At 72.4% G+C, this 21,854-nt stretch carries 15 protein-coding genes; 5 read left to right on the top strand and 10 right to left on the bottom strand.

Features of this window, described 5'->3' with window-relative positions:
- Window positions 1-99 precede the first annotated feature (99 nt).
- A complete protein-coding gene (locus tag C4T78_RS24220; RefSeq protein ID WP_093354917.1) occupies window positions 100-984 on the bottom strand; it encodes a hypothetical protein in 885 nt (294 codons plus the stop codon).
- A 17-nt stretch (window positions 985-1,001) separates the two neighbouring features.
- Between C4T78_RS24220 and C4T78_RS24215 the strand changes: the two genes are divergently transcribed.
- Window positions 1,002-1,184: a PspC domain-containing protein gene (locus C4T78_RS24215; RefSeq protein ID WP_093354920.1), complete on the top strand. Its 183-nt coding sequence runs from the start codon at window positions 1,002-1,004 to the stop codon at window positions 1,182-1,184.
- Window positions 1,185-1,188: 4 nt separating this feature from the next.
- Here C4T78_RS24215 and C4T78_RS24210 read toward each other — a convergent pair whose 3' ends face one another.
- Entirely contained in the window at window positions 1,189-2,283 is a 1,095-nt protein-coding gene (locus C4T78_RS24210) for an FAD-dependent monooxygenase (RefSeq protein ID WP_093354922.1), read from the bottom strand.
- 191 nt (window positions 2,284-2,474) lie between these two features.
- Between C4T78_RS24210 and C4T78_RS24205 the strand changes: the two genes are divergently transcribed.
- Both C4T78_RS24205 and C4T78_RS24200 read left to right on the top strand, forming a co-directional pair.
- Complete coding sequence (locus C4T78_RS24205; RefSeq protein ID WP_093354924.1) at window positions 2,475-3,176, top strand: TetR/AcrR family transcriptional regulator; 702 nt, start codon at window positions 2,475-2,477, stop codon at window positions 3,174-3,176.
- A 46-nt stretch (window positions 3,177-3,222) separates the two neighbouring features.
- Window positions 3,223-4,257, top strand: coding sequence for an MsnO8 family LLM class oxidoreductase (locus C4T78_RS24200; protein WP_093354926.1), 1,035 nt, complete (start codon window positions 3,223-3,225; stop codon window positions 4,255-4,257).
- Between the two features lie 196 nt (window positions 4,258-4,453).
- On the opposite strand, the gene C4T78_RS24195 is transcribed toward C4T78_RS24200, so the two are convergent.
- Complete coding sequence (locus tag C4T78_RS24195; RefSeq protein WP_093354929.1) at window positions 4,454-6,436, bottom strand: APC family permease; 1,983 nt, start codon at window positions 6,434-6,436, stop codon at window positions 4,454-4,456.
- A gap of 113 nt (window positions 6,437-6,549) precedes the next feature.
- Here C4T78_RS24195 and C4T78_RS24190 point away from each other — a divergent pair, with 113 nt between their 5' ends.
- Window positions 6,550-7,251 (top strand): hypothetical protein, encoded by a 702-nt coding sequence (locus C4T78_RS24190; protein ID WP_093354931.1) that lies wholly within the window; start codon window positions 6,550-6,552, stop codon window positions 7,249-7,251.
- Here the strand turns inward: C4T78_RS24190 and C4T78_RS24185 are convergent.
- The 4 genes from C4T78_RS24185 to C4T78_RS24170 form a co-directional block, all read right to left on the bottom strand.
- Window positions 7,241-8,230, bottom strand: a complete 990-nt coding sequence (locus C4T78_RS24185; RefSeq protein WP_093354934.1) for a glycerophosphodiester phosphodiesterase family protein — start codon at window positions 8,228-8,230, stop codon at window positions 7,241-7,243. The genes C4T78_RS24190 and C4T78_RS24185 overlap by 11 nt on opposite strands.
- 148 nt (window positions 8,231-8,378) lie before the next feature.
- Window positions 8,379-10,328, bottom strand: a complete 1,950-nt coding sequence (locus C4T78_RS24180) for a WD40 repeat domain-containing protein (RefSeq protein WP_143185925.1) — start codon at window positions 10,326-10,328, stop codon at window positions 8,379-8,381.
- Window positions 10,329-10,388: 60 nt separating this feature from the next.
- A complete protein-coding gene (locus tag C4T78_RS24175; RefSeq protein ID WP_177247666.1) occupies window positions 10,389-11,474 on the bottom strand; it encodes an acetate/propionate family kinase in 1,086 nt (361 codons plus the stop codon).
- Window positions 11,471-13,885 (bottom strand): phosphoketolase family protein, encoded by a 2,415-nt coding sequence (locus C4T78_RS24170; RefSeq protein ID WP_093354941.1) that lies wholly within the window; start codon window positions 13,883-13,885, stop codon window positions 11,471-11,473. The genes C4T78_RS24175 and C4T78_RS24170 overlap by 4 nt, the downstream gene beginning before the upstream one ends.
- 261 nt (window positions 13,886-14,146) lie before the next feature.
- Here C4T78_RS24170 and C4T78_RS24165 point away from each other — a divergent pair, with 261 nt between their 5' ends.
- Entirely contained in the window at window positions 14,147-16,429 is a 2,283-nt protein-coding gene (locus tag C4T78_RS24165; protein WP_093354943.1) for a M20/M25/M40 family metallo-hydrolase, read from the top strand.
- Here the strand turns inward: C4T78_RS24165 and C4T78_RS24160 are convergent.
- The 3 genes from C4T78_RS24160 to C4T78_RS24150 all read right to left on the bottom strand — a co-directional run bounded on the left by C4T78_RS24160 (window position 16,417) and on the right by C4T78_RS24150 (window position 21,720).
- Window positions 16,417-17,685 carry an MFS transporter gene (locus tag C4T78_RS24160; RefSeq protein WP_093354945.1) on the bottom strand — a complete coding sequence of 423 codons (1,269 nt, stop codon included), beginning with the start codon at window positions 17,683-17,685 and terminating at the stop codon, window positions 16,417-16,419. The two genes, C4T78_RS24165 and C4T78_RS24160, sit on opposite strands and share 13 nt — an antisense overlap.
- 68 nt (window positions 17,686-17,753) lie before the next feature.
- Window positions 17,754-20,477 (bottom strand): family 78 glycoside hydrolase catalytic domain, encoded by a 2,724-nt coding sequence (locus tag C4T78_RS24155; protein ID WP_093354947.1) that lies wholly within the window; start codon window positions 20,475-20,477, stop codon window positions 17,754-17,756.
- A gap of 193 nt (window positions 20,478-20,670) precedes the next feature.
- Window positions 20,671-21,720, bottom strand: a complete 1,050-nt coding sequence (locus C4T78_RS24150; RefSeq protein ID WP_093354949.1) for a Gfo/Idh/MocA family protein — start codon at window positions 21,718-21,720, stop codon at window positions 20,671-20,673.
- Between the last annotated feature and the right edge of the window lie 134 nt (window positions 21,721-21,854).

Genomic DNA, 21,854 nt, shown 5'->3' with positions numbered 1-21,854 from the left:
GGCGCGTACCCGTCGCGGATCCGGCGCTCGACCATAAGCGGCCGTCACACGCCGGTAAAGCCCGCTCCGCGCATGCCCGCCATCCGCTCCGCGGATGGCTCAGCGCGCCTCCGCGTTCCGCAGCCGCTCCGCTACCGCGTCGCGGTCGCGCTGCGCGCGTTCCCGGCGCTGCCGGGCGGCTTTCGCACTGCGTCGGAGCTCGCGCTGCTCGTCCTCCGCGTGCTCCAGCGCGCCGCGCCGCTGCGCGAGCTGCTCGCGCAGCTCGTCGATCTCGTCGCGCAGCTCCTCGCACCGGTCTTCGGCCTCGCGCTGCGCGCGCTCGGCGGCTTCCAGCGCGTCCGCGGCTTCGCCCAGCTGCGCGTCGCTGCGACGCAGCTCTTCGCGTAGTTCGGCGAGTGGTTCGGCCGCCCGGCGCGGTTTTTCGGTGCGCTGCGCGGTCCGGCGCATCGCTGCGACGGCGAGCTCATCGAGGCCGAATCCGCTGTATTCCAGGGGTTTGGTCAGTGTCGCCGATTGGACCTCGTGGCCTGCGGCGGGATCGGAGAGCGCGGCGGTGAGGGTTTGCTCGACCTGCTGGCGGCCGGTTGGGGTCAGCGGGTGGCCGTGCTCGCCCGCCAGGGCCGCGGCGCGGTCGGTGAGGTCGCGCAGGATCTCGGTGCGTTCGCCGGCGAGGCCGCGGATGTCGTCGCCGCGCAGTTCGCGCTGGGCCGAGCGCAGCCGCTCTCCCAGGTCCAGCAAGGTGCTCAGCGCCGCCGGCTCGCGGGCGGCCAGCAGGTTCACCGCCCACGCCGCCGTGGTGGGTTTGCGCAGCTTCTTGAGCGCGGCGGCGAGGTCGTCGTCGCCGCGCTGCTTGGCCTCCGCCGCTTCCCGGTCGCGGGCGGCGACGAACCCGGCCGGGTCGGCGGTGCACAGGTCGCGGGCGATCTGCTCGAAGTTCACCGGCTCAACGTGCCACGGCTCCCCGAGGTGCGCGATGTCCGCCACGCTCGCAGGCTGTGGGCATGAGTGGTTTGGAACGGCCGCGCGACCAGCGCGTGATCGCCGGGGTGTGCAGCGGGATCGCCAACCGGTTCGGCTGGAGCGTCGGGCTGGTCCGGTTGGCCTTCGTCGTCTCCTGCGTGCTGCCCGGCCCGCAGATCCTGCTCTACGTGGTGCTCTGGATCCTGATCCCGAACTCGCCGTGAGCCGTCAGGGCGTCCAGGTGTAGGCGGGTGTGATCGAGCGTTCGAAGAACGCGCTGGGGAGGCGGGGCAGTGCCGCGTTGCGCAGCGCGGTCAGCGGTGGTGACGTCCAGTGCGCCGGGGCGGCGACCTGGCGGGAGCGGCGGGCGATCTGCTGGGTGCGCGGTCTGCGGGTGCGGTCGTACTCCGCCAGTCCCGCGCGCACGCCGAGCTCGTCGACCGCGGCGGCGAGCGTGACGGCGTCTTCGAGCGCCTGGCAGGCGCCCTGCCCGAGGTTCGGGGTCATGGCGTGCGCGGCGTCGCCGAGGAGCGCCACCTTCCCCGATGTGAACGTGCGCAGTCGCGGCAGCTCGTAGGTGTCGTGCTGCGACACCTCGTGCGCCGAGTTCAGCAGGGCCGGGATCGGGTCGTGCCAGTCGGCGAAGCGCTCGCGCAGCACGTCGAGGCCGATGCGGGTGCCGGTGGGGGCGTTGGCCATCAGGTAGCAGTAGACGCGGCCGTCGGGCATCGGCACGTAGCCGAACCGCTCGCCGCTGCCCCAGGTTTCCGCGCTCTCGGTGACGGGGTGGGCCGGGGCGATGAGGCGCCAGGTGGTGTATCCGACGTAGCGCGGGCCCGGGATGTCCGGCCAGAGGGAGCGCCGCGTCGCGCTGTGTACGCCGTCCGCGCCCACCACGAGATCGGCGGTGGTGGTGCCGCCGTGCCGGACCGTGCCGTCGGGCCGCACCTGGCTCACCTCGGTGCCGGGGCGCAGTGCTCGTGCCGGAAGGGCCGAGAGCAGCAGGTCGATGAGGTCCGCGCGGTGCACGGTCGCCCACCGGCCGAAGCGCCGCTTGAGGTCGTCGACGTCGTTGCGGATCAACCAGTTCCCGTTCGCGCGGCGGATGCCCGCCAGCGGGTCCGCCAGCCCGGCGGAGCGCACGCGATCGCCGAGGCCGAGTTCCTGGAGGGCGCGGAGGCCGTTGGGCTGGATCGACAGCCCGGCGCCGATCTCGGTGAACTCCGGCGCGCGTTCGAGGACCTCGACCTGCCAACCGCGCTGGTGGAAGGCGACGGCCGCGGCCAGTCCGCCGATGCCGCCGCCCACGACTGCCACCTTCATCGTCCGGCCACCTCCTCGCGGCGGAGGTGCGCGGCCCTGGACGACCGCCACCACGCGGCCGCGACCAGCACGACCGGGAGCAGAACCCACCACCAGCGTTTCGTCACGTTCTTATCCATTCTAGATTCACTTAGAGCCATTAAGCAAACATAGTTGGTCTAAGATGTCAACGGACGCAGGGAGGGGCATCGATGGCCGCGGGCACGAGCAGGCGGGAGCGGCTGCGCCAGGCCGCGCTGGAGGAGATCCACGCAGCGGCGCGCGCGCTCCTGGTGGAAGGCGGACCGGGAGCGGTGACCATCAACGCGGTCGCCCGGCGGGTCGGCATGAGCGGTCCGGCGCTGTACCACTACTACGCGAGCCACGAGGAGCTCGTCGGCGCGGTGACCGCGGACTTCTTCCGCGAGCTGGCCACCGCCATGGAACAGGCCCGGGACGCCCTCGCCGGTGCACCGGTCGGCGACCGGCTGCTGGCGGCCTGCCGGGCGATGCGCGGCTGGGCCACCGCCCACCCGGCCGAGTTCGGCTGGGTCTTCGCCAGCCCGATCGCCCCCGCCGACCAGCGCCCGGACTCGCCGCGCCACCGGGCCGGTCAGCGCTTCGAGCAGGTCCTGCTGGACCTGACCGCCGAGCTGTGGCGGACCCGGCCGTTCCCGGTGCCCGATCCCGCCGAGCTGGCGCCGTCGCTGCGCGGGCAGCTGGCCGACTACTCCGAGTCCATCGGCGGCGTCCTGCCGCCCGAGGCCGCGCACGTCTTCCTGTCCTGCTGGGTCCGCCTGTACGGCCTGCTGTGCATGGAAGTCCTGCACCAGCTGGACTTCGCCTACACCGACCTGGACCCCGTCTTCGAGGAGTGCCTGCGCGAGATCTCCGGCCGGCTGGGCATCGGCTGATCCGTCACACCGGGAATCTCGCGGCACCACCGGCGTTGACCCCGGTGTGAGACTTTCCGTGCTCGACCGCTCGCACGTCGGACTGGGGCTGAGCCCGCAGCAGGCGCTGCGGGACACCGTCCGCTTCGCCCAGCAGGTCGAGGAACTCGGCTACCACCGGTTCTGGGTCGCCGAGCACCACAGCGTGCCCGGGGTCGCCGGGGCCGCGCCCACCGTGCTCGCCGCCGCCGTGGCCGCCGCGACCAGCCGGATCCGGGTCGGCACCGGTGGCGTCATGCTGCCCAACCACCAGCCGCTCGTGGTCGCCGAGCAGTTCGGCGTGCTCGGATCGCTGTTCCCGGACCGCATCGACGTCGGGCTGGGCCGCTCGGTCGGCTTCACCGACGGCATCCGGCGCGCGCTGGGGCGCGGCAAGGAAGCCGCCGACGGATTCGGCGACCAGCTCGCGGAGCTGCTGGGCTACCTGGACGGCCGGTCGGCCTCCGGCGTGCACGCGGTCCCCGCCGAAGGGCTGGACCTGCCGGTGCTCCTGTTGGCCACGGGTACCGGCGCGGCCACCGCGGCGGAGTTCGGGCTGCCGCTGGTGATCGCCGCCGCCCACGGCGACGACCGGATGATCCGCACCATCGAGGAGTACCGCGCGAACTTCCGCCCCTCGACGCGGGCCGCTGAGCCGTACGTGGTGCTCGCCCGCTCGATCGCGGTCGCCGAGACCACCGAGCGGGCCCGGCGGCTGCTCGTCCCCGAGGCGTGGGCGACCGCGTACTCCCGCACGCACGGCGAGTTCCCGCCGCTGGAGGCGCCGGAGGAGATCCTCGCGAGGTCGATGTCGGACCGGCAGCGCGCCCAGTTCGAGCGCGCCCTGCGCGGCCACCTGTTCGGCACCCCGGACGAGGTCGCGACCGGTCTGGAGCGGCTGGCCGCGCGCACCGGCGCGGACGAAGTCCTGGTCACCACCACCGCGCACGACCCGGCCGACCGCCTCGACTCCTACCGGCTCCTGAGCACGCTCCAGCAGGTGCCCGGCCACGTGATTCCTGTCGGGTCCGCAGCCGCGACGCGGACACCGACGACGGCATGAACGGCCGCGAGCGCGCAGCGCTTGACCCACCCTGGCAGCTTGCACCGCCGCGGGTTCTCAGAGGTTTCCTGGCGAGGACGGCCCAGCCGCCGTGTATTGGTCATACATCAGGCTGGGCACCCGCAGATCAGGGAACCTCTGAGGTTCCGCCACCTGCACCGCCATGCAAAACGAGCCTGGAAGAAATGATCCAGGTCTAACCGATGCCGCGGCGGGTTCGGCCGGGGGCGTGGTCGGCGCGGTCGATCCGCTGGTGGCGGCTGGAGTCCAGCTGCCACGGGACGCTGACCACCAGCACGCCCGGCTCGAAGCGCAGCCGCCAGACCAGGCGCAGCGAGCTCTGGTTGTGCAGCAGGTTCTCCCACCAGCGCCCGACCACGTACTCCGGGACGTAGACGCACACCAGATCGCGGGGCCCGGCGCGGCGGATGCGCTTGATGTAGTCGATGACCGGCCGGGTGATCTCCCGGTATGGCGACTCCACCACCGTCAGCGGCACCTCGATGCCGTGCCGCTCCCACTCCCGGCGCAGCACCTCGGTGTCGCCCTCGTCGACGTTCGCGGTGAGCGCGGTCAGCGTGTCCGGCCGGTTCGCGCGGGCGAACGCCAGCGCGCGCAGCGTCGGCTTGTGCAGCGTGGACACCAGCACCACCGCGTGCACCCGGCTCGGCAGCGCGACGTCGTCGCGCCCCGGTTCCAGCTCCCGGCGCACCTCGCGGTAGTGCCGGTGGATGCCGCGCATGATCCCGTAGAGCAGCGGTATCGCGACCACCACCAGGTAGGCGCCGTGGGTGAACTTGGTGGCCAGCACCACCACCAGCACCGTCGCGGTGAGCACCGCGCCGACGGCGTTGATCAGCCGGTGCCCGTGGATGCACCTGCGCTGCGCACCGCGGGCCCCGGCCAGCTCGTGGTTCCAGTGCCGCACCATGCCGATCTGGCTCAGCGTGAACGAGGTGAACACCCCGAGGATGTAGAGCTGGATCAGCGCCGTCACCGAGCCCTCGAACACCGCGATCAGCGCGATGGCGACCAGCCCGAGCAGGACGATGCCGTTGGAGTGCGCCAGCCGGTCACCTCGGGTGTGCAGCTGGCGCGGCAGGTAGCGGCGCTGGGCCAGCAGCGAGGCCAGCGTCGGGAAGCCGTTGAACGCGGTGTTGGCGGCCAGCAGCAGGATCAGCGCCGCACCGGCCTGCACGACGAAGAACAGCGCGCTGTCCAGGCCGAAAACCGCACCCGCGAGCTGGGCGATGACGGTGCGCTGCCCGGTGCTGTGGCAGTCGGTCGGGAAGCCGATCAGGTCGCACGGGTCGGCAGCCACCCGCACCTGGGCGATCACCGACAGCGCCGTCACCCCGCTGAACAGGAAGATCGCCAGCACGCCCATGATCACCAGGGTCCGCCCCGCGTTGACCGCCTTCGGCCGCTGGAATGCGGGTACCCCGTTGGAGATGGCCTCCACCCCGGTGAGCGCCGTGCAGCCGGAGGAGAACGCCCGCAGCAGCAGGAACACGAGAGCGACACCGGTGATGTCCACCTGCTCGGGCCGGATGGCCCACCCGGCGCTCTCCGCGACCGGCGGGTGGCCGGTGGCGAACTGGGACAGGCCGACCACGATGGTCAGCCCGAGAGCGGCGACGAACAGGTAGGTGGGCACCGCGAAGGCCCGCCCCGATTCGCGCGCGCCGCGCAGGTTCAACGCCATCAGCAGCACGACCACGGCGACCGCCACGCCCACCCGGTGCGGGTAGAGCTGCGGCAGCGCGGACACGATGTTGTCCACCCCGGCCGCGACCGACACCGCCACCGTCATCACGTAGTCGACCATCAGCGCGGCGGCCACCACCAGGCTGGGATCGCGGCCGAGGTTGCGCACCACCACCTCGTACGAGCCGCCGCCGTTGGGATAGGCGTGCACCACCTGGCGGTAGGAGGCGACCACGACCGCGAGCAGCACCACCACGGCCAGCGCCACCCACGGCGCCAGGTGCAGCAGCGCGAGCCCGCCGATCGAGAGGACCAGCAGGACCTCCTGCGTGGCGTAGGTGACCGAGGAGAGCGCGTCGCTGGCGAAGATGGGCAGTGCGAGCCGCTTCGGCAGCAGCGTCTCCGCCACCCGGTCGCTGCGCAACGGCCGACCGAGCAGCAAGCGCTTCACCAGGTTCACCGCCGAAGGCACCGCTCCAGCGTAGGCCGCCTCAGCGCGCCTCACCCGCTCAACGGAAATCGTCCACAGTGGCCATTCGGCTCGGCGGTAGGCTGTCGGCCGACGAGCGAGGAGGCATCGCGAACATGCTCGAGTGCTCCCCGGCCGTGCTGGCCGGACGCGTGCGGGAGTGCGACCGGTTGCTGCCCAGGCCGGGCACGGTCCCGGTTTCGGCCCTGCCGACCGCGCCGTGGGCGGAGTTCTGCGACCCGGCGGGCCCGTGGCTGCCGCGCTGCGTCGAGGAGTGGCAGGAGCGCGGCGGCTTCCGGCACCGCCGAGCGGGCCTCGTGCTGGTGGCGTTCCGGTTCGGCTGGCTCGCGGCCTGCGCCACGGTCCCGGAGTTCCACCTCGGCGCACCCGTCCCCTCGCTGCGCGACCTGCGGGTCGCGATCACCGCGGAAGGCCGCCTGTCCGCGCTCCGCCCGGCGACCTCGCAGGTGGTCACCGCGCAGCAGTGGTGGCAGGACCTGGCCGAGGCCTTCGAACCGCTGACCGAAGCACTGCACGCCCTGGGCGGCCCACCACCGGAAAGCCACGAGTACTGGGGAAACCCGGTCGGCTCGGTGGGCACCGTCCTCTGGCGCCTGCAACGCGCGGGCCTGCCCGGTGACGCGATCGCCACCGCCCGCGAACTGCGCGCCGCGACGAACCGCGAACGCCTCCTCGACATCGCCCCCGATCGCGACCCGTGGCCCCGCCGGACGACCTGCTGCCAGTGGTGGCGAGCGGGAGGCGGCTACTGCGACGAGTGCGTCCTCTGGAACTCCGCCTCCCGCGTCAGCGGCTGATCAGCGGCGCGACCTCGGCGATCCGGTTGGTCCAGACGTAGCCCGTGAATCCATCGGGGATCCGCCTCAGCGACTCCGGCGTGTCGAACCCCTCGGAGAACCCGCCCGAACCGGCCACCAGGACGACGCGGCTGCCCGCGGACTCCATGCGGCTCACGAACTTCGACGGCCACGCCCACAGCCACGGCGCGTAGGACTCGGGGACGTGCAGTTCGGTGTTCGCACAGGCCGCCGGGACGGCACCGGTCCACCCGACCGCCTCGTACTGCAGCAGGCAGTCGACCACGATGTCCTTCGACATGGTGCGGATCTGCGGCAGCCGCTCCCGCACCACCTGAACCGGCGCGTCGCCGCCGTAGACGGCGATGTTCTCCAGCCGGGACGCCTCCAGCCGGGACAGCCGCTCGGCCAGCGCTGCGCCTTCGGCAGCGTCTTCGCTCTTGACGTGGATCAGCAGCGGCTCGCGGGGAAACGCCGCCAGCACCTCGTCCAGCGAGGGCATCAGCCCGACACCGCGTCCCCGGAACGGGAAGGTGCGGCCGCCGTCAGCGGTGTAGCCGTGGCCGATGTCGAGCGCCTTCAGCTCGGCCATCGTGAAGTCGCGGGTGGTTCCGGTGCCGTCGGTGCGGCAGTCGAGCTCCCAGTCGTGGAAGACCGCGAACTGCCCGTCGCGGGTGGGGTGCACGTCGAGTTCGACCAGGTCGGCGCCGGCGTCGAACGCCGCCCGCATGCTGGGGACGGTGTTCTCCAGGTAGCCGTGCACCGGCGGGTCGATGCGCTCCGCGGTGCACGTGTCGTTCGCGACGCCTTCGGTGCTGAACGTCTGGGCGATGCCGCGGTGCGCCAGCAGCTTCGGCCCCTCCGGCCCGGCGGCGGTGAACAGCCGGGTGTTGTTGGCGAAGGCGAACGTCACCAGAAGCGCTGCCAGCGCACCGGCGACGTACCGCTTCTTCCGCCACCGCGGGCGCGCGTCGACCATGTTCCCATTCTGGCGTCAGCGCGAAGTCCGGCTCCCACCGGCTTTCGCGCTCGCAGCCCGTTCCACCGACCGCGGCTCGCACCGGCGGCTGGTGCTCACCGATCCCGCCGGTGAGCACCAGCAGGCCCAGGCCATCGAGCACGGCGCTTCAGCTCTCCAGGGCCTCCTCGGCGGCTTCGAAGTCCGGGACGATGTCGAGCTCGCCCCACCGCACGGGCCACGCGAAGCGCCGGTCCACGGTCCAGGCCAGCACCGCGTCGAGCTCCTCGCGCCGCTCCTCTGGGGCGATCACCAGGCGGGCTGCGGCGCCGACCGCCGGTTCGGCGATGGTCGCCCAGGTCGAATCGTCCAGCGGGAACGAGTCCTCCTGGAACCAGTCGCCGAGGTAGGTGCCTTCCTCCTCCAGGCGCGAATCCTCCTCCGGAGCCTGGTCGAAGACGAAGTCGCCGAGCACTTCACCGTTCCGGGCGCGCACGAAGCGCAATGCGTGCGCACCGAGCACGACCAGCACGCCGTCAGCTCCCCAGAGCACGGCTGTGCTTTCCTCCGGCACGTCCAGCGACCGCACGAGCGCGGGCTCCTCGCCCAGCGACCACACCTCGACCCGGTCGTCGCCGGTCAGGCAAGCGCCGTGCTCGCCGGACGGTTCCCACGCCCACGGGCGCTGGTCTCCGGAGTGCTCGCCCAGCTGCTCCGTCGTGTCGATGTCGAGGTGGAAGCGCCGACCGCCCTCGTCGTGGACGTCGACACCGCCGCCGCCCTCCAGCACCACCGCCAACCGGGCTGCCCCGTCGCGCACTCCCCAGTGCGGCATCCCCGGGCCCTGCTCGACGGATTCCCCCACCTGGTCGCCGGTTTCGGCGTCCAGGACGATGAGCTCGCCCTCGCCCACGGCCGCGACGAACCGGTCGTCCGGGCTCCACGCCAGCGGCATCTCGGCGCTGGTGCGCACCAGCCAGCGCATCCGCCCGCCCGGCAGGTCCACGGCGCAGGCCGTCGAACCTTGCTCACCCATGAGCCGGGAACCGTCGCGCGACCACCGCACCCGGCCGAAGGACCACCTGCACTCGTCGGGTTCGCCACCGCGGCCGGGTTTCGAGGCACCGAGCCGGTGCCTGAGTTCCGCCGGGATCGGTTCTCGGAGCAGCTCGGGCCGCTCTCCTCCGACCAGGTCGAACTGGTCGGCGTAGACGACCTGGCCGCGGTCGAGCGCGGCGATGCAGCCCATCACCTCGGTGCCCGAGGTGCGCGTGCTGATGAACGCGCGCCGCCCGTCGGGGGACACCGCGAAGATCGCGCCTTCGGAGCCGCCGTCGGTCACATCGGCGTAGCCGCAGGGGTTGGCGTTCTGCCCGAACGGGTCCCAGACCCCGACCTGGTTGGTGCAGAAGCCCAGCGCGAGGCGGCTGCCGTCGGCCGACCACTGCACGGCGTCCCGCTGGCCCCACCACCCGATGCCGCCGTCGACCACGATCTCGTTGACGGCCCGCCCGGTGGCCAGCTCCCAGACCTGCAGGATCCCGGCTTCCGCTTCATCGCCCCACCGGCCGGTCGCCAGGTAGCGCCCGCACGGGCTGAGCGCGAAGTCCACGACGCGACCGCCCTCCTCGTAGATCGGGTGCGCGTGCGGATGGCGCAGCCGGGCACCACGGGCCAGGAGCTGGTCGGTGGCGAACCGGTGCACCTCGGTGATCCCGCCGGAGCTCTCCAGCCCGGACAGGGCCTCACGCAACGGCCGCAGATCCCGCTGCGGCCGGAACGCCGCCCAGTCCGCTTCGCGCAGCAGGTCCAGCACTCGGGCCGCGGATCCGGCCGCGAGCGCTTCGTGGTCGACGAAGCGCTCGCCGTCGCCGGGCTCGGCGGTCAGCAGGAGTTCGTGCAGCTCGGCTTCCGGCAGGATCGGAATTCCTCGCTGCTGGTCCTCCAGTCCGTCGATCCGCACGGAGAAGACCACTTCACCGGCCAGCACCACGTCCGGCCGCTCGCTCCCCGACTCGATCAGCCGCACGCCGCGCGCTGCCAGCCGCTGTTCCAGGAGTTCCCGCGCAACGGGCCGGTCGGTCCGTCCCAGGTGGGCTTTCAAGCCACGCATTTCCATGATCGAGAAGGGTAGGGGCGAACCCCGACGCTCACCGCCGAACCACGGAATCCGCGACGCTCACCCGCCGATCGCGGCGCGGGTCTGGCGGGCTATTTCGAGGTCTTCGCGGGCTTGGACGACCGCGGTGCGCACCGGTGCTCCGATCGCGGTGATGTCGGCATCTGCCGATGCCGCGTCATTGCGCTGCGGATCCACCGCCGCACCGGCGAACGACAGCGCTTCGCCGACCGCGGCTCGCACCGGCGGCTGGTGCTCACCGATCCCGCCGGTGAACACCAGCAGGTCCAGGCCGCCGAGCACGGCCGCCATCGCTCCCGCGTAGCGCACCAGGCTGCGCCGGTAGACGTCGAACGCCAACGCGGCATCACCGTCCCCTTCGGACCGCGCGGTCAGCACGTCGCGCAGATCGCCGGAAGTGCCGGACAGCCCCGCGATGCCGGACCGCTTCGCCAGGACGTCGAACAGCTCTTGCGGCGCAACGCCTTTCGTGTTGATCAAATATCCGATCATGCCGGGGTCGACGGTGCCGCTGCGGGTGTTCATCACCAGCCCCTCCTCCGGTGTGAAGCCCATCGTGGTGTCCACGCAGCTGCCGTCGCGCACGGCGGCCATCGACGCGCCCGCGCCGAGGTGGCAGCTCAGCACCCTCCCCTCCCCCGGCGGCAGGCCCACCAGGGCAGCGCCGCGCACCACCGCGTAGGAGTGCGAGAGGCCGTGGAAGCCGTAGCGGCGCAGCGACCACTTGCGGTTCCACTCCCGGGGCAGCGCGTAGGTCGACGCCGCCGGCGGGAGCCCGGCGTGGAAGGCGGTGTCCACGCACACCACCGACGGCGTGCCCGGATCGATCGACCGGGCCGCGCGCAGCCCGCGCAGCGCCCGGGGCTGGTGCAGCGGTGCGAGTTCGGTCAGCGACGCGAGGTAGTCCACCACCTCGTCATCGGCCACGGTCGCCGCGACGATCCGGGTTCCGCCGTGCACGACTCGGTGCCCGATGGCGTCGGCGCCGTGCTCGTCCAGGAACCGGCGGATCGGCTCCTCCTCGCCGTCCCACCGCTCCAGGTGCTCGTGGGCCACCACCGAATCACCGTCCAGCAGCACGAGTTTCAGGCTGCTGGAACCGGCGTTGACCGTCAGCACCCTCATCGCGCCCGCCACGTCCAGTCCCGGACCTCCGGCATGTCCTCGCCGTGCGTCGAGACGTGGTGGCGGTGCTCGATGAGCTTGGCCTGCAACGCTTCCCGCGCGTAGGCCGCGCTCGGCCCCAGCCGCGGCACGCGGTCGATCACGTCGATGGCCAGGTTGAACCGGTCGATCTGGTTGAGCACGCACATGTCGAACGGCGTGGTCGTGGTGCCCTCCTCCTTGTAGCCGCGCACGTGGATGTTGTCGTGGTTGTGGCGGCGGTAGGTCAGCCGGTGGATCAGCCACGGGTAGCCGTGGTAGTTGAAGATGACCGGCCGGTCGCGGGTGAACAGGCTGTCGAACTCGGCGTCGGACAGGCCGTGCGGGTGCTCGCGCTCGTCCTGCAGCCGCATCAGGTCGACCACGTTGACCACCCGCATCCGCAGGTCCGGGAAGTGGTCGCGGAGCAGGTCGACGGCGGCCAGCACCTCCATCGTCGGCACGTCGCCCGCGCAGCCCAGCACCACGTCCGGATCGCCGCCCTGGTCGTTGCTGGCCCAGTCCCAGATCCCGATGCCGCGGGTGCAGTGCACCACCGCCGCGTCCATGTCCAGGTACTGCGGCGCGGGCTGCTTGCCCGCCACCACGACGTTGATGTAGTCGCGGCTGCGCAGGCAGTGGTCGGCCACCGACAGCAGCGTGTTGGCGTCCGGCGGCAGGTACACCCGCACCACCTCGGCCTTCTTGTTCACCACGTGGTCGATGAACCCCGGGTCCTGGTGCGAGAAGCCGTTGTGGTCCTGCCGCCACACGTGCGAGGTGAGCAGGTAGTTCAGCGAGGCGATCGGTGGCCGCCAGGCGAGCCCGGCGGCGACCTTGAGCCACTTGGCGTGCTGGTTGACCATCGAGTCCACGATGTGCGCGAACGCCTCGTAGCAGGAGAAGAAGCCGTGCCTGCCGGTCAGCACGTAGCCCTCCAGCCAGCCCTGGCAGGTGTGCTCGGAGAGGATCTCCATCACCCGGCCGTCGGGGGCGAGCGCGTCGTCGTCGGGCTCGGTGTCGGCGACCCAGGTGCGGGCGGTGGCGTCGAGGATCGCGTTGAGCCGGTTGGAGTTGTTCTCGTCCGGCGCGAACACGCGGAAGTTGCGCGCGTCGGCGTTGCGGCGCATCACATCGCGCAGGAACCCGCCGAGCACCCTGGTGGCCTCACCGGTGCTCGCACCCGGCTCCTCGACCGGCACCGCGTAGTCCCGGAAGTCCGGCAGCCGCAGCGCCCGCAGCAGGAGTCCGCCGTTGGCGTGCGGATTGGCGCTCATCCGCCTGGTTCCGGTCGGGTTCTGGTCCTTGATGCGCTGCACCGGAGCGCCGTCGTCGTCGAACAGCGCGTCGGGGTCGTAGCTGCGCAGCCAGGCCTCCAGCTGGCGCAGGTGCTCCGGGTCGCCGCGCGGATCGCTGATCGGCACCTGGTGCGAGCGCCACGAGCCCTCCACCCGCTTTCCGTCCACAGTGCCCGGACCGGTCCAGCCCTTCGGGGTGCGCAGCACGATCATCGGCCAGCGCGGGCGCTGCGTCCAGCCGTCCCGGCGGGCCCGGCGGTGGATCGAGCTGATCTCGTCCAGGCACCGGTCCAGCGTCGCGGCGAACAGGTGGTGCATCGCCTCGGGCACCGCCCCGGAGACCAGGTAGGGCTCGTAGCCGTAGCCGCGCAGCAGGCTCAGCAGCTCGTCGTCGGGGATGCGCGCCAGCACCGCCGGGTTGGCGATCTTGTAGCCGTTGAGGTGCAGGATCGGCAGCACCGCGCCGTCGGTGGCCGGGTCCAGGAACTTGTTGGCGTGCCAGCTGGTGGCCAGCGGACCGGTCTCGGCCTCGCCGTCGCCGACCACGCACGCCACGATCAGGTCCGGGTTGTCGAAGGCCGCGCCGTACGCGTGCGACAGCGAGTAGCCCAGCTCGCCGCCCTCGTGGATCGACCCCGGCGTCTCCGGCGCGACGTGGCTGGGGATCCCGCCGGGGAAGGAGAACTGGGTGACCAGCCGCCGCAGCCCGTCGCAGTCCTGCGCGACATCCGGGTAGACCTCGCTGTAGGTGCCCTCCAGCCACGCCGCCGCGACCAGCCCCGGGCCGCCGTGCCCCGGCCCGATGACGTACATCATGTCCAGATCGCGGGCCCGGATCGCGCGGTTGAGGTGCGCGTAGACGAAGTTCAGCCCCGGCGTGGTCCCCCAGTGCCCGAGCAGCCGGGGCTTGACGTGCTCCGGGCGCAGAGGCTCCCGCAGCAGCGGGTTGTCCATCAGGTAGATCTGCCCGGCCGAGAGGTAGTTGGCGGCCTGCCACCAGAGCTGCAAGCTGTCCAGCTCGGCCCGTTCGAGGTGCTCGCGCACGGCCGGCGTGGTGGTCCACCCGACGCTGCCGACGCTGATCTCACTGCTCATCCGCGGCTCCCTCGCGCTCGTCGCCCCCGTCATTCAGCGTGGGGGGACCGAGTCGGTTCGCAACTCGGCGCGGCCTGACCAGCGGCAGCGGCTCGCCCGGCGGTCTTCGCTTCGACCGCTCGCGGTGCTCCGGTTGCCGCGAAGCGCCTGATCCCCGCGGAGCAGGGCGGCGACTCCTGGCGGACCCTGCGGACAACCGCAGTGGAACTGTGCAGCGCACCGCATTACGCAACGCCGTCAGCGCCCGTAACTTTCCGCGCTGTGAACGGAAAGTTGATCAGCACGCGGTTCCGGATACCCGGTGTCCTGGCCGTGCTAGCGGTGCTCGTGGTGTCGGTGTTCGGCGCGGCGAGCGTCCAGCAACCCGAATCCGCCGCTCCGGCCGGGCAGTTCAGCGCCGAGCGGGCCATCGCCGAGCTGCGCGGGTTCGCGACCGAACCGCGGCCGATGGGCAGCGCAGCGGCCGACCGGGCCCGGGACCACCTGGTCGAGCGCCTGCGCGCGGAAGGGCTCCGGGTCGAGGTCCAGAGCTCGCTGGGCGCCTACGCCGCGACCGGGCTGGCCACCTTCGGCCAGGTGGACAACGTGGTGGCCACGCTGCCCGGCACCGCGCCGACGGGAACGGTCCTGCTCGCCGCCCACTACGACTCGGCGGGCGTCGGCCCCGGCGCTTCCGACGACGGTGCCTCGGTGGCGGCGATGCTGGAGACCGTGCGGGCGCTGCGGGAGAGCGGGCCGCTGCGCAACGACCTCGTGCTGCTGATCAGCGACGGCGAGGAGGACGGCTCGCTCGGGGCGGGCGTCTTCGCCCGGGAGCACCCGCTGGCCGCTCGCGGCGGGGTGGTGCTGAACTGGGAGGCGCGCGGCGTCGACGGCCCGTCGCTGATGTTCGAGACCACCCAGGACAACGCGCGCCTGATCGAGGTGTTCGCCGACTCCGTCGAGCACCCGCGCGGCGACTCCTCGATGGTCGAGATGTACCGGTTGATGCCCAACAGCACCGACTTCACCGATCTGGCCGGGGCCGGGTTCGCGGGCCTCAACTCGGCCTACCTGGAAGGCTCGTCGCGGTACCACACGGCGAGCGACACGATCGCCAACCTCAACCCGGGCAGCCTCCAGCACCAGGGCGAGAACATGCTCGCGCTGACCCGCGCCTTCGGCGGCGCCGACCTCGCGGATCTGCGCGCCGACCACGACCTGGTCTACTTCCGCGCGCTCGGCCTGCTGATCACCTATCCCGACGCGGTGGTCCTCCCACTGGCACTGCTCAACGCGTTGCTGCTGGTGGGAGCCGTGGTGCTGGCGCGGTACCGGCGGCTGGTCTCGCTGCCGCGGACGCTGCTGAGCGCGCTGTCGGCGCTGGTCCCGATCGCCGTGGCGGTCGTGCTCGCGCAAGAGCTGTGGTCGCTGCTGGTCGCCGTGCGGCCCGACTACGACCTGATGAACGGCCTGCTGCACCGACCGCTGGCCTTCCTGCTCGCACTCGCGGCGCTCACCGCCACCGTGCTGATCGGCTGGTACCTGGCACTGCGCACCCGGCTCGGCCCCACCGCGCTCGCCCTCGGGGCGCTGACCTGGCCCACGGTGGCGGGCATCGCGTGCGCTTCCATCGCGCCCGGCGCCGCGTTCGTTTTCACCGTGCCGGCGCTGGCCGGCGCGCTCGGACTCCTCCTGGCGATGTGCTTCCCGAGGTGGTCGGCCATCGCGATCGCCGCAGCCGCAGCAGTGGCCGCGATGGTGGTGCCCGTGGTGGCGCGCACCGTCTTCAACGGCATGGGCCTGGCGCTCGGCGGCGCGACCGCGGCGTTGATCGTCCTCTTCGGCCTGTTCTTGGTCCCGTCGGGCGAAGCCCTGCTGCCCGACCGCGCGTTGTCCCGCCGATCGGCCGTCGTGGCGGTGTCCACGTCGCTCGCCGCGACGGTCGCGCTCGTCCTGAGCGGCCTCGCCATCGACCAGTTCGACGCGCAGCACCCGCGCCGGTCCCACCTCGCTTACGTGCTGAACGCCGACACCGGCACCGCGAGCTGGGTCAGCGCCGAGACCAAGCCCACCGGGTGGACCGCGCAGTTCGTCGGCAGCCGCAGCACCGAAGCGCTCCCGCCCGGATATGCGCGCGGCGAGCTGTGGACGGGGCCGGCACGACCGCTCGCCGTCGAAGGACCTCGCGTGACCGGAAGCCGCACCGGGGACACCACGAACCTGCACGTGTCCTCGCCGCGCGGAGCCCGCTCGGTGGTGCTGCGCGTGGACCAGCCGATCACCGAGGTCACGGCGCGGCTGCCCGGCGGCGCTGCCGTCCCGCTCCAGGTGTCGGGCACCCGGACCGCGACCTGGCCCGGTGAGATCCGCTTCCGCGATCTGCCACCGGAGGGCGTCGAGATCTCCTTCCGCACGCGCGGCGGCCAAGTCCGGGTGACGGCGATCGACGAGACCCGCGGCCTCACCGGGGCTCCCGGCTTCCGGCCGAGACCGGCCGACCTCGAAGCCGGAACCCGCGAGGACGGTGACCTCGTCGCGGTCACCCGGACCTACCGGTTCTGACCTCCGGCACCGTCGGGATCCGCAGTGGACGGTGGTGGCTCGCGCTGGAGCCGGGCCACCACCGGCACGTCCTCCAGATCGCGCGCCTTCGGCAGCCGCGGCACCCAGAGCAGGCCGATCGCGTTCGCGACCGCGGTGAAGGCGAACAGCAGCCAGAACAGCAGCGCCGGATCGGCCAGTGCGATCGCGGGCGTGACGAACGCGGCGAAGGCGGCGACCAAGCGGGCGAAGGCGATGGTGAGCCCGCCCGCCGTGGTGCGCAGCAACGTCGGGATCAGCTCCTGCGACCACACCTTGTAGATGCCCTCACCGCAGAACGCGTTGCCGAGCCCGGACAGCAGCAGCACCGCCACCAGCGTGAACCGGCTCGCCCCGAGCAGCGCCGGGAGCGCCCAGGCGACGAGGATCAGCGCGGAACCACCTGCGAACCAGGCGTACCGCGCCGGGCGGTCGACCACTCGCATGAACACCAGCCCGCCCAGGAAGCCGACGGGAAGGCCGAGCAGGCTCAGCCGGGAGTACTCCGCGACTCCGCCGCCCGTGAGGTTGGTCCACAGGAAGGTGCCGAAACTGCCCATCGTCGAGGCGCCGAGGTTCCAGGTGGCGTAGTACAGGCCGAGCGCGACGACCGGGAGCACCACCGGTGTGCGGAAGAGCTGGCCGACCCGGCTGAACCGGATTCCCTCCGGCTCGCCGGGCGAGTCCGCCGCGCGCCGCGCCGCGGCCCACTCGGCGGACTCGCCCAGCGCGAAGCGCAGGACGAGCACGACGATCGCCACCACCAGCAGGTGCGCGAACATGATGCGCCCGCCGAGCACGCCCCACGACCCGACCACGGCGCTGAGACCCATGGCGACGACGATGCCGCCGATCCACAGGATGTTGGAGAAGATGACCATCTTCCCCTTGTGGCCGTCGGGCGACTCCTCGTTGATCAGCGCCAGCGAGGCGGCGAGATCGGCACCGATCGCCAGTCCCACGGCGACGACACCGGCGTGGAGCAGCCAGAGCGGTGACGCGACGATCAGCAGCGCGATGCCGGCGGCGTAGAGCAGCAGCGACAGGGTGAACACCCGGCGACGCCCGAACAGATCGCCGAGCCGACCGCCGCAGAGCGCACCGAGGGCGAACATCAGGGTCTGCAAGCCGAGGAGAGCACCGGCGGTTCCCGCGCCGAGCGCGAGGGCCTCGGCGTAAGAGCCGCCGAGCACGATGCCGGAGGTGACCAGCGCCCCGGCGTCGAGGTAGGAGGCCATGCCGGCGAGTGCGGCGATCTTCCACGTGCGGCCCGGTAGTCGCGGTGGCCGTCCCGCCTCTCCGCGGTTCACGGTGGTGTTTGCGCTTTCGGAGCTTCCGGTGGCTGGTGATCCCCTCCTGGCCGGGTGGTCGCGACCGGCAGCCGCAGCGCGTGCCGCCCGCCGGGAAGGGACGTCTCCGGGTGGCCGGGCAGCCGCACCGCGGCCCTCGCGGCCTCCGGCACCTCCACTTCCAGCTCCCACGTCCCGTCCGAGCGCCGCCACTCGACGGCGGCGCGACCGCGCGAAGTCGTGTGGGCGGTGCGGGCCCACTCCACGCGGTCGTCGAGGATCGGCGCGACGTCGAAGCTCGCCCAGCCCGGGCTGGTCGGGCGCAGGCCGCCGACCGCCTGCTGGATCCAGGCGGCCGCGGCGCCCAGGAAGTAGTGGTTGTGCGAGCGCGCGGTCTCGTCCCACGACTCCATCAGGGTGGCGGCGCCCGCCTCCCGCCACACTCCCCACCCCGGCCGCTCCCGCCGGGTGGCCACCGTGATGGCGAGGTCGGGACGGCCGTGCGCCGCGAGCACCGGCAGCAGGTGCTTCGCCGCCACCGCACCGCAGTCCAGGTGTCCCCCCGTCCGGTGCTCGATGTCGGCGAACAGGCCTTCGGCAACAGCGGCGACGTGCTCCGCCGGGACGGCGTCGAACGCCAGCGGAAGCACATTCACCGCTTGCCGGTAGCCGACGCCCGGAACCCGGTAGGTTCCGCTGCCGGAGTCGAAGAACCGCTGGTGGTAGGCGGTCGCCACCACATCCGCGGCCGCGCGGTAGCGCTCCGCGGCGCCCGTCTCGCCCAGCACGTCGAGGATGTCGGCGCACCGGCTCGCCACGTGCCGCAGCATCATCGTCGCGGTCGGCATCGGGCCCTCCGGCGCGAAGTGGTGGCCCGGGGAGAGCCAGTCGCCCCAGCTGTGGTGCGGCCACAGCCCGTCCGGCGCGAGGTCCAGCAGCCGGTCGGTGTAGGTGCGGATCGGTTCCGCGTAGCGCTCGAGGACGGCCGGGTCGCCGTACTCCTGGTAGAGGTACCAGGGGATCAGCACCACGGAGGCGCTCCACGCCGGGTCCGCCGCCCGGCCCCAGCCCGGGCTGGGCACGATCTGCGGAACCACGCCGCTCTCGTCGCGCGCGTCGACGTGGTCGTCCAGCCACTTGCCGAACGACTCGCGCAGATCCACGTGGTGCAGCACGGCTTCGGTGGCCAGGTGGGCGTCGGCGGTCCAGCCGTTCTTCTCGTACACCGGGGTGTCGGTGGGCACGCCGTGCAGGTTGTTGCGGAAGGTCCGGGCGGTGGCGTCGGCGATCCAGGTCAGGACGTCGTCCGCGCACTCGAACTCGCCGACCCGAGCCACCGGTGTCCGCAACCGGACCGCGCGGACTTCGGTCACCGCCGCGCGTCCCAGGACCTGCGCGTACCGGAATCCCTTGTAGCTGAACCTGGGCTCCCACGTGGCCTCGGTGCCGCTGTCGGGCAGGACGAACCGGTCGACCTGGGTGCCGCCCGCGGCCAGCGGGTTCCGGCAGTGCACAGCCCCGTCCTCGTCGAGCTGCTCGGCGTACCGGACGACGATCTCCGCACCCGCCTCGCCCACCGCGGTCAGGCGGATCCGCCCGGCGAGCACCTCCCCGAAGTCGTGGACGACCGACCCGTCCGCCAGCGGTGTGCTCGACACCGGCGCGAGCAGCTCGGTGCGGCGCACCGGCGGTGCGGTAGCCGGCTTCAGCTCCCCGCCCGGCGGCGCCACGACCAGCACCGGCTCCCACTCCGCGCCACGAGCGCGAGCCGGGTCGGTCGTCTCCCCCACGTAGAGCAGGTCCGACGTCACCGCGCCCTCGGCCGCCTCCCAATCCGGGCCCGATGCGACGACGTGCCGCTCCCCGGCCCCGTCGACGTACTCCAGCTGCGCCAGCACCACCGGTTCGCGGTGCCAGCGGGCGAAGTTCCACCCCCAGGTGTTCGCCCCTCTCGCGGCGTAGAAGCCGCGGCCCGTTTCTGCGGTGAGCGTGTTCAGCCCGGGCCGCAGGAGAGCGGTCACGTCGTAGGTGCGGTACAGGACGGTGCGGTCGTACGTCGTCTGCGCGGGTTCCAGCACATCGCCGGTCACCGCTCGCCCGTTGAGCCGGAACTCGCCGTACCCGAGGCCCACCGCGCTCAGCTCGGCCTCCCGCACCTCCCCGGGCACCTCGAACGAGGTGCGGAACACCGGGTTGGGCGCGGGAATCGTCTCGACGCCGATGGCCCGAACTCCCGGCTCGCCGACGCCGTCGCGCACGGCCCGCCCCATCACCGGGAGCGGCGACACCCCGTCGTCGACCCCGGCCGGTGCGGGTTCGGACAGCGTCGACCAGCCGAGACGGCCCACCACGGCCTGAACCCGCAGGAGGTGCTCCCCGGCGTCGAGGGCGTCGGGGAGCTCGACGAAGTGGGCGAAGCGGTCCCAGCGCACGATGCCCCGCTCGACGACCTGGTCGGCCAGCACGGTGCCGTCGGGGCCGCACAGCTCCAGCCGACCGCGCACCGCCGTCCCCGGTTCACCGACCAGGTCCAGACCGACCGCGGTGAACCGCCCGGGCGCGGTGAACGTCTGCCCCAGCCAGTGCCCCGGCTCGACCCAGGCCACCTGGTCCGAGGTCAACGACTGCACGATCCGGTGAGCGGGATCGGTGCGCTTGCCGATCCACTGCGCGCGCCACTGGCAGGACGCCGGCGAAGCCGGCGGTGGGAGGGACTCCGGGACCGTGCTGCCAACGCTCACCCCGTCCTCCTCTTCGAGTAGCGAAGGTGCTGCGTGCCCGAGCAGGAACGACCATGCCCGGATTCGCCGGGCGTGTACAGCCCCAGCACGTGTGAAGCCTTCGGCGGCCAGCGGTCGCAGGAGGACGAAAGCGCCTGGTGGGCAGCGGTTTCCCGCGCGGGCTCACCGGTGGCCCGTCACGCCCGATCGGGGTTCACAGCAGGCGCTCGACGGTGATCTCGGCGACCGAGCGGTGGGCCGCGGAGATGATGTCCAGCGCCGCCACGGCGTCCGCCGGGTCGACCGGTGGCGGCGCGCCGTCGCGCAGCGAGCGGACGACTCCGTCGTAGAACGCCAGGTAGTCGCCCCGTTCGCTGGGAACCCGGCGAACGTCGTCGCCGACGCCGAGCACGCCCCAGCTCTCCTCCGGTTCGCGGCCCCAGGTCTCGTCCACCGGCCTGCGGCCTGCGCGCAGCTCCGCCTCCTGCGGGTCCAGGCCGTACTTGGTGAACGCGGCCTTCTCGCCCAGCACCCGGAAGCGCGGGCCCGGCTGCGCCGCCACCTTGCTCATCCACAGGTGCGAGCGGACCCCGTTGACGTGGGTCAGCGCCAGGTAGGAGTCGTCGTCGGCCCGCACGCCCTGCCTCCGGCGGTCGATCTCGGCGTACACCGCCGCGACCGGGCCGAACAGCCGCAGGGCCTGGTCGATCAGGTGGCTGCCCAGGTCGTAGAGGATGCCCGCGACGTCCTCCGCACCGCCGGAGTCGCGCCAGGTCGGCTTCGGCGTCGGCGACCAGCGCTCGAACCTCGACTCGAAGCGGTGCACCCGGCCCAGCTCGCCGTCGTCGATGAGCTTGGCGACGGTGCGCACGTCGTTGTCCCAGCGGCGGTTCTGGAAGACCGTCAGCAGCAGGCCCTTGGACTCGGCGTGCTCGATCAGCCGCCGCCCCGCCACCGCGGTCGGTGTGAACGGCTTGTCCACCACCACCGGCAGTCCGGCGTCCAGCGCGGCGGTGGCCAGCTCGACGTGCGTCCGATTCGGACTCGCCACCACCACGAGGTCGAGATCACCGGCCAGCAGCGAGTCCACGTCGCCGACCACGGCGGTGTCGGGGTGCTCGGCCCGCACCTGCTGCTGCCGCTCGGGATTCGCGGTGACCACCGCGGCCAACCGCAGCGACGGATGCGCGGCGATCAGCGGAGCGTGGAAGATCGCGCCCCCGACGCCGTAACCGATGAGGCCGACCCGCAGTGCAGAACTCATGTCCCCATTAGACCCCGTCGCCGCCTCCCGAGCCGCAGGCCGGGGTGGCGCTCCGTGCACCCCGACACACCCGACCGCGGGGGAACTCGTGCGATTTCAATTGAAATCGCACGTCCAATTTCAATTGAAATCAC

It is taken from the genome of Saccharopolyspora kobensis (assembly GCF_900108315.1).
Classification (GTDB): Bacteria; Actinomycetota; Actinomycetes; order Mycobacteriales; family Pseudonocardiaceae; genus Saccharopolyspora; species Saccharopolyspora kobensis.
Note: the sequence above shows the minus strand (reverse complement) of the source record. Positions and strands in the feature narration are given on the sequence as shown.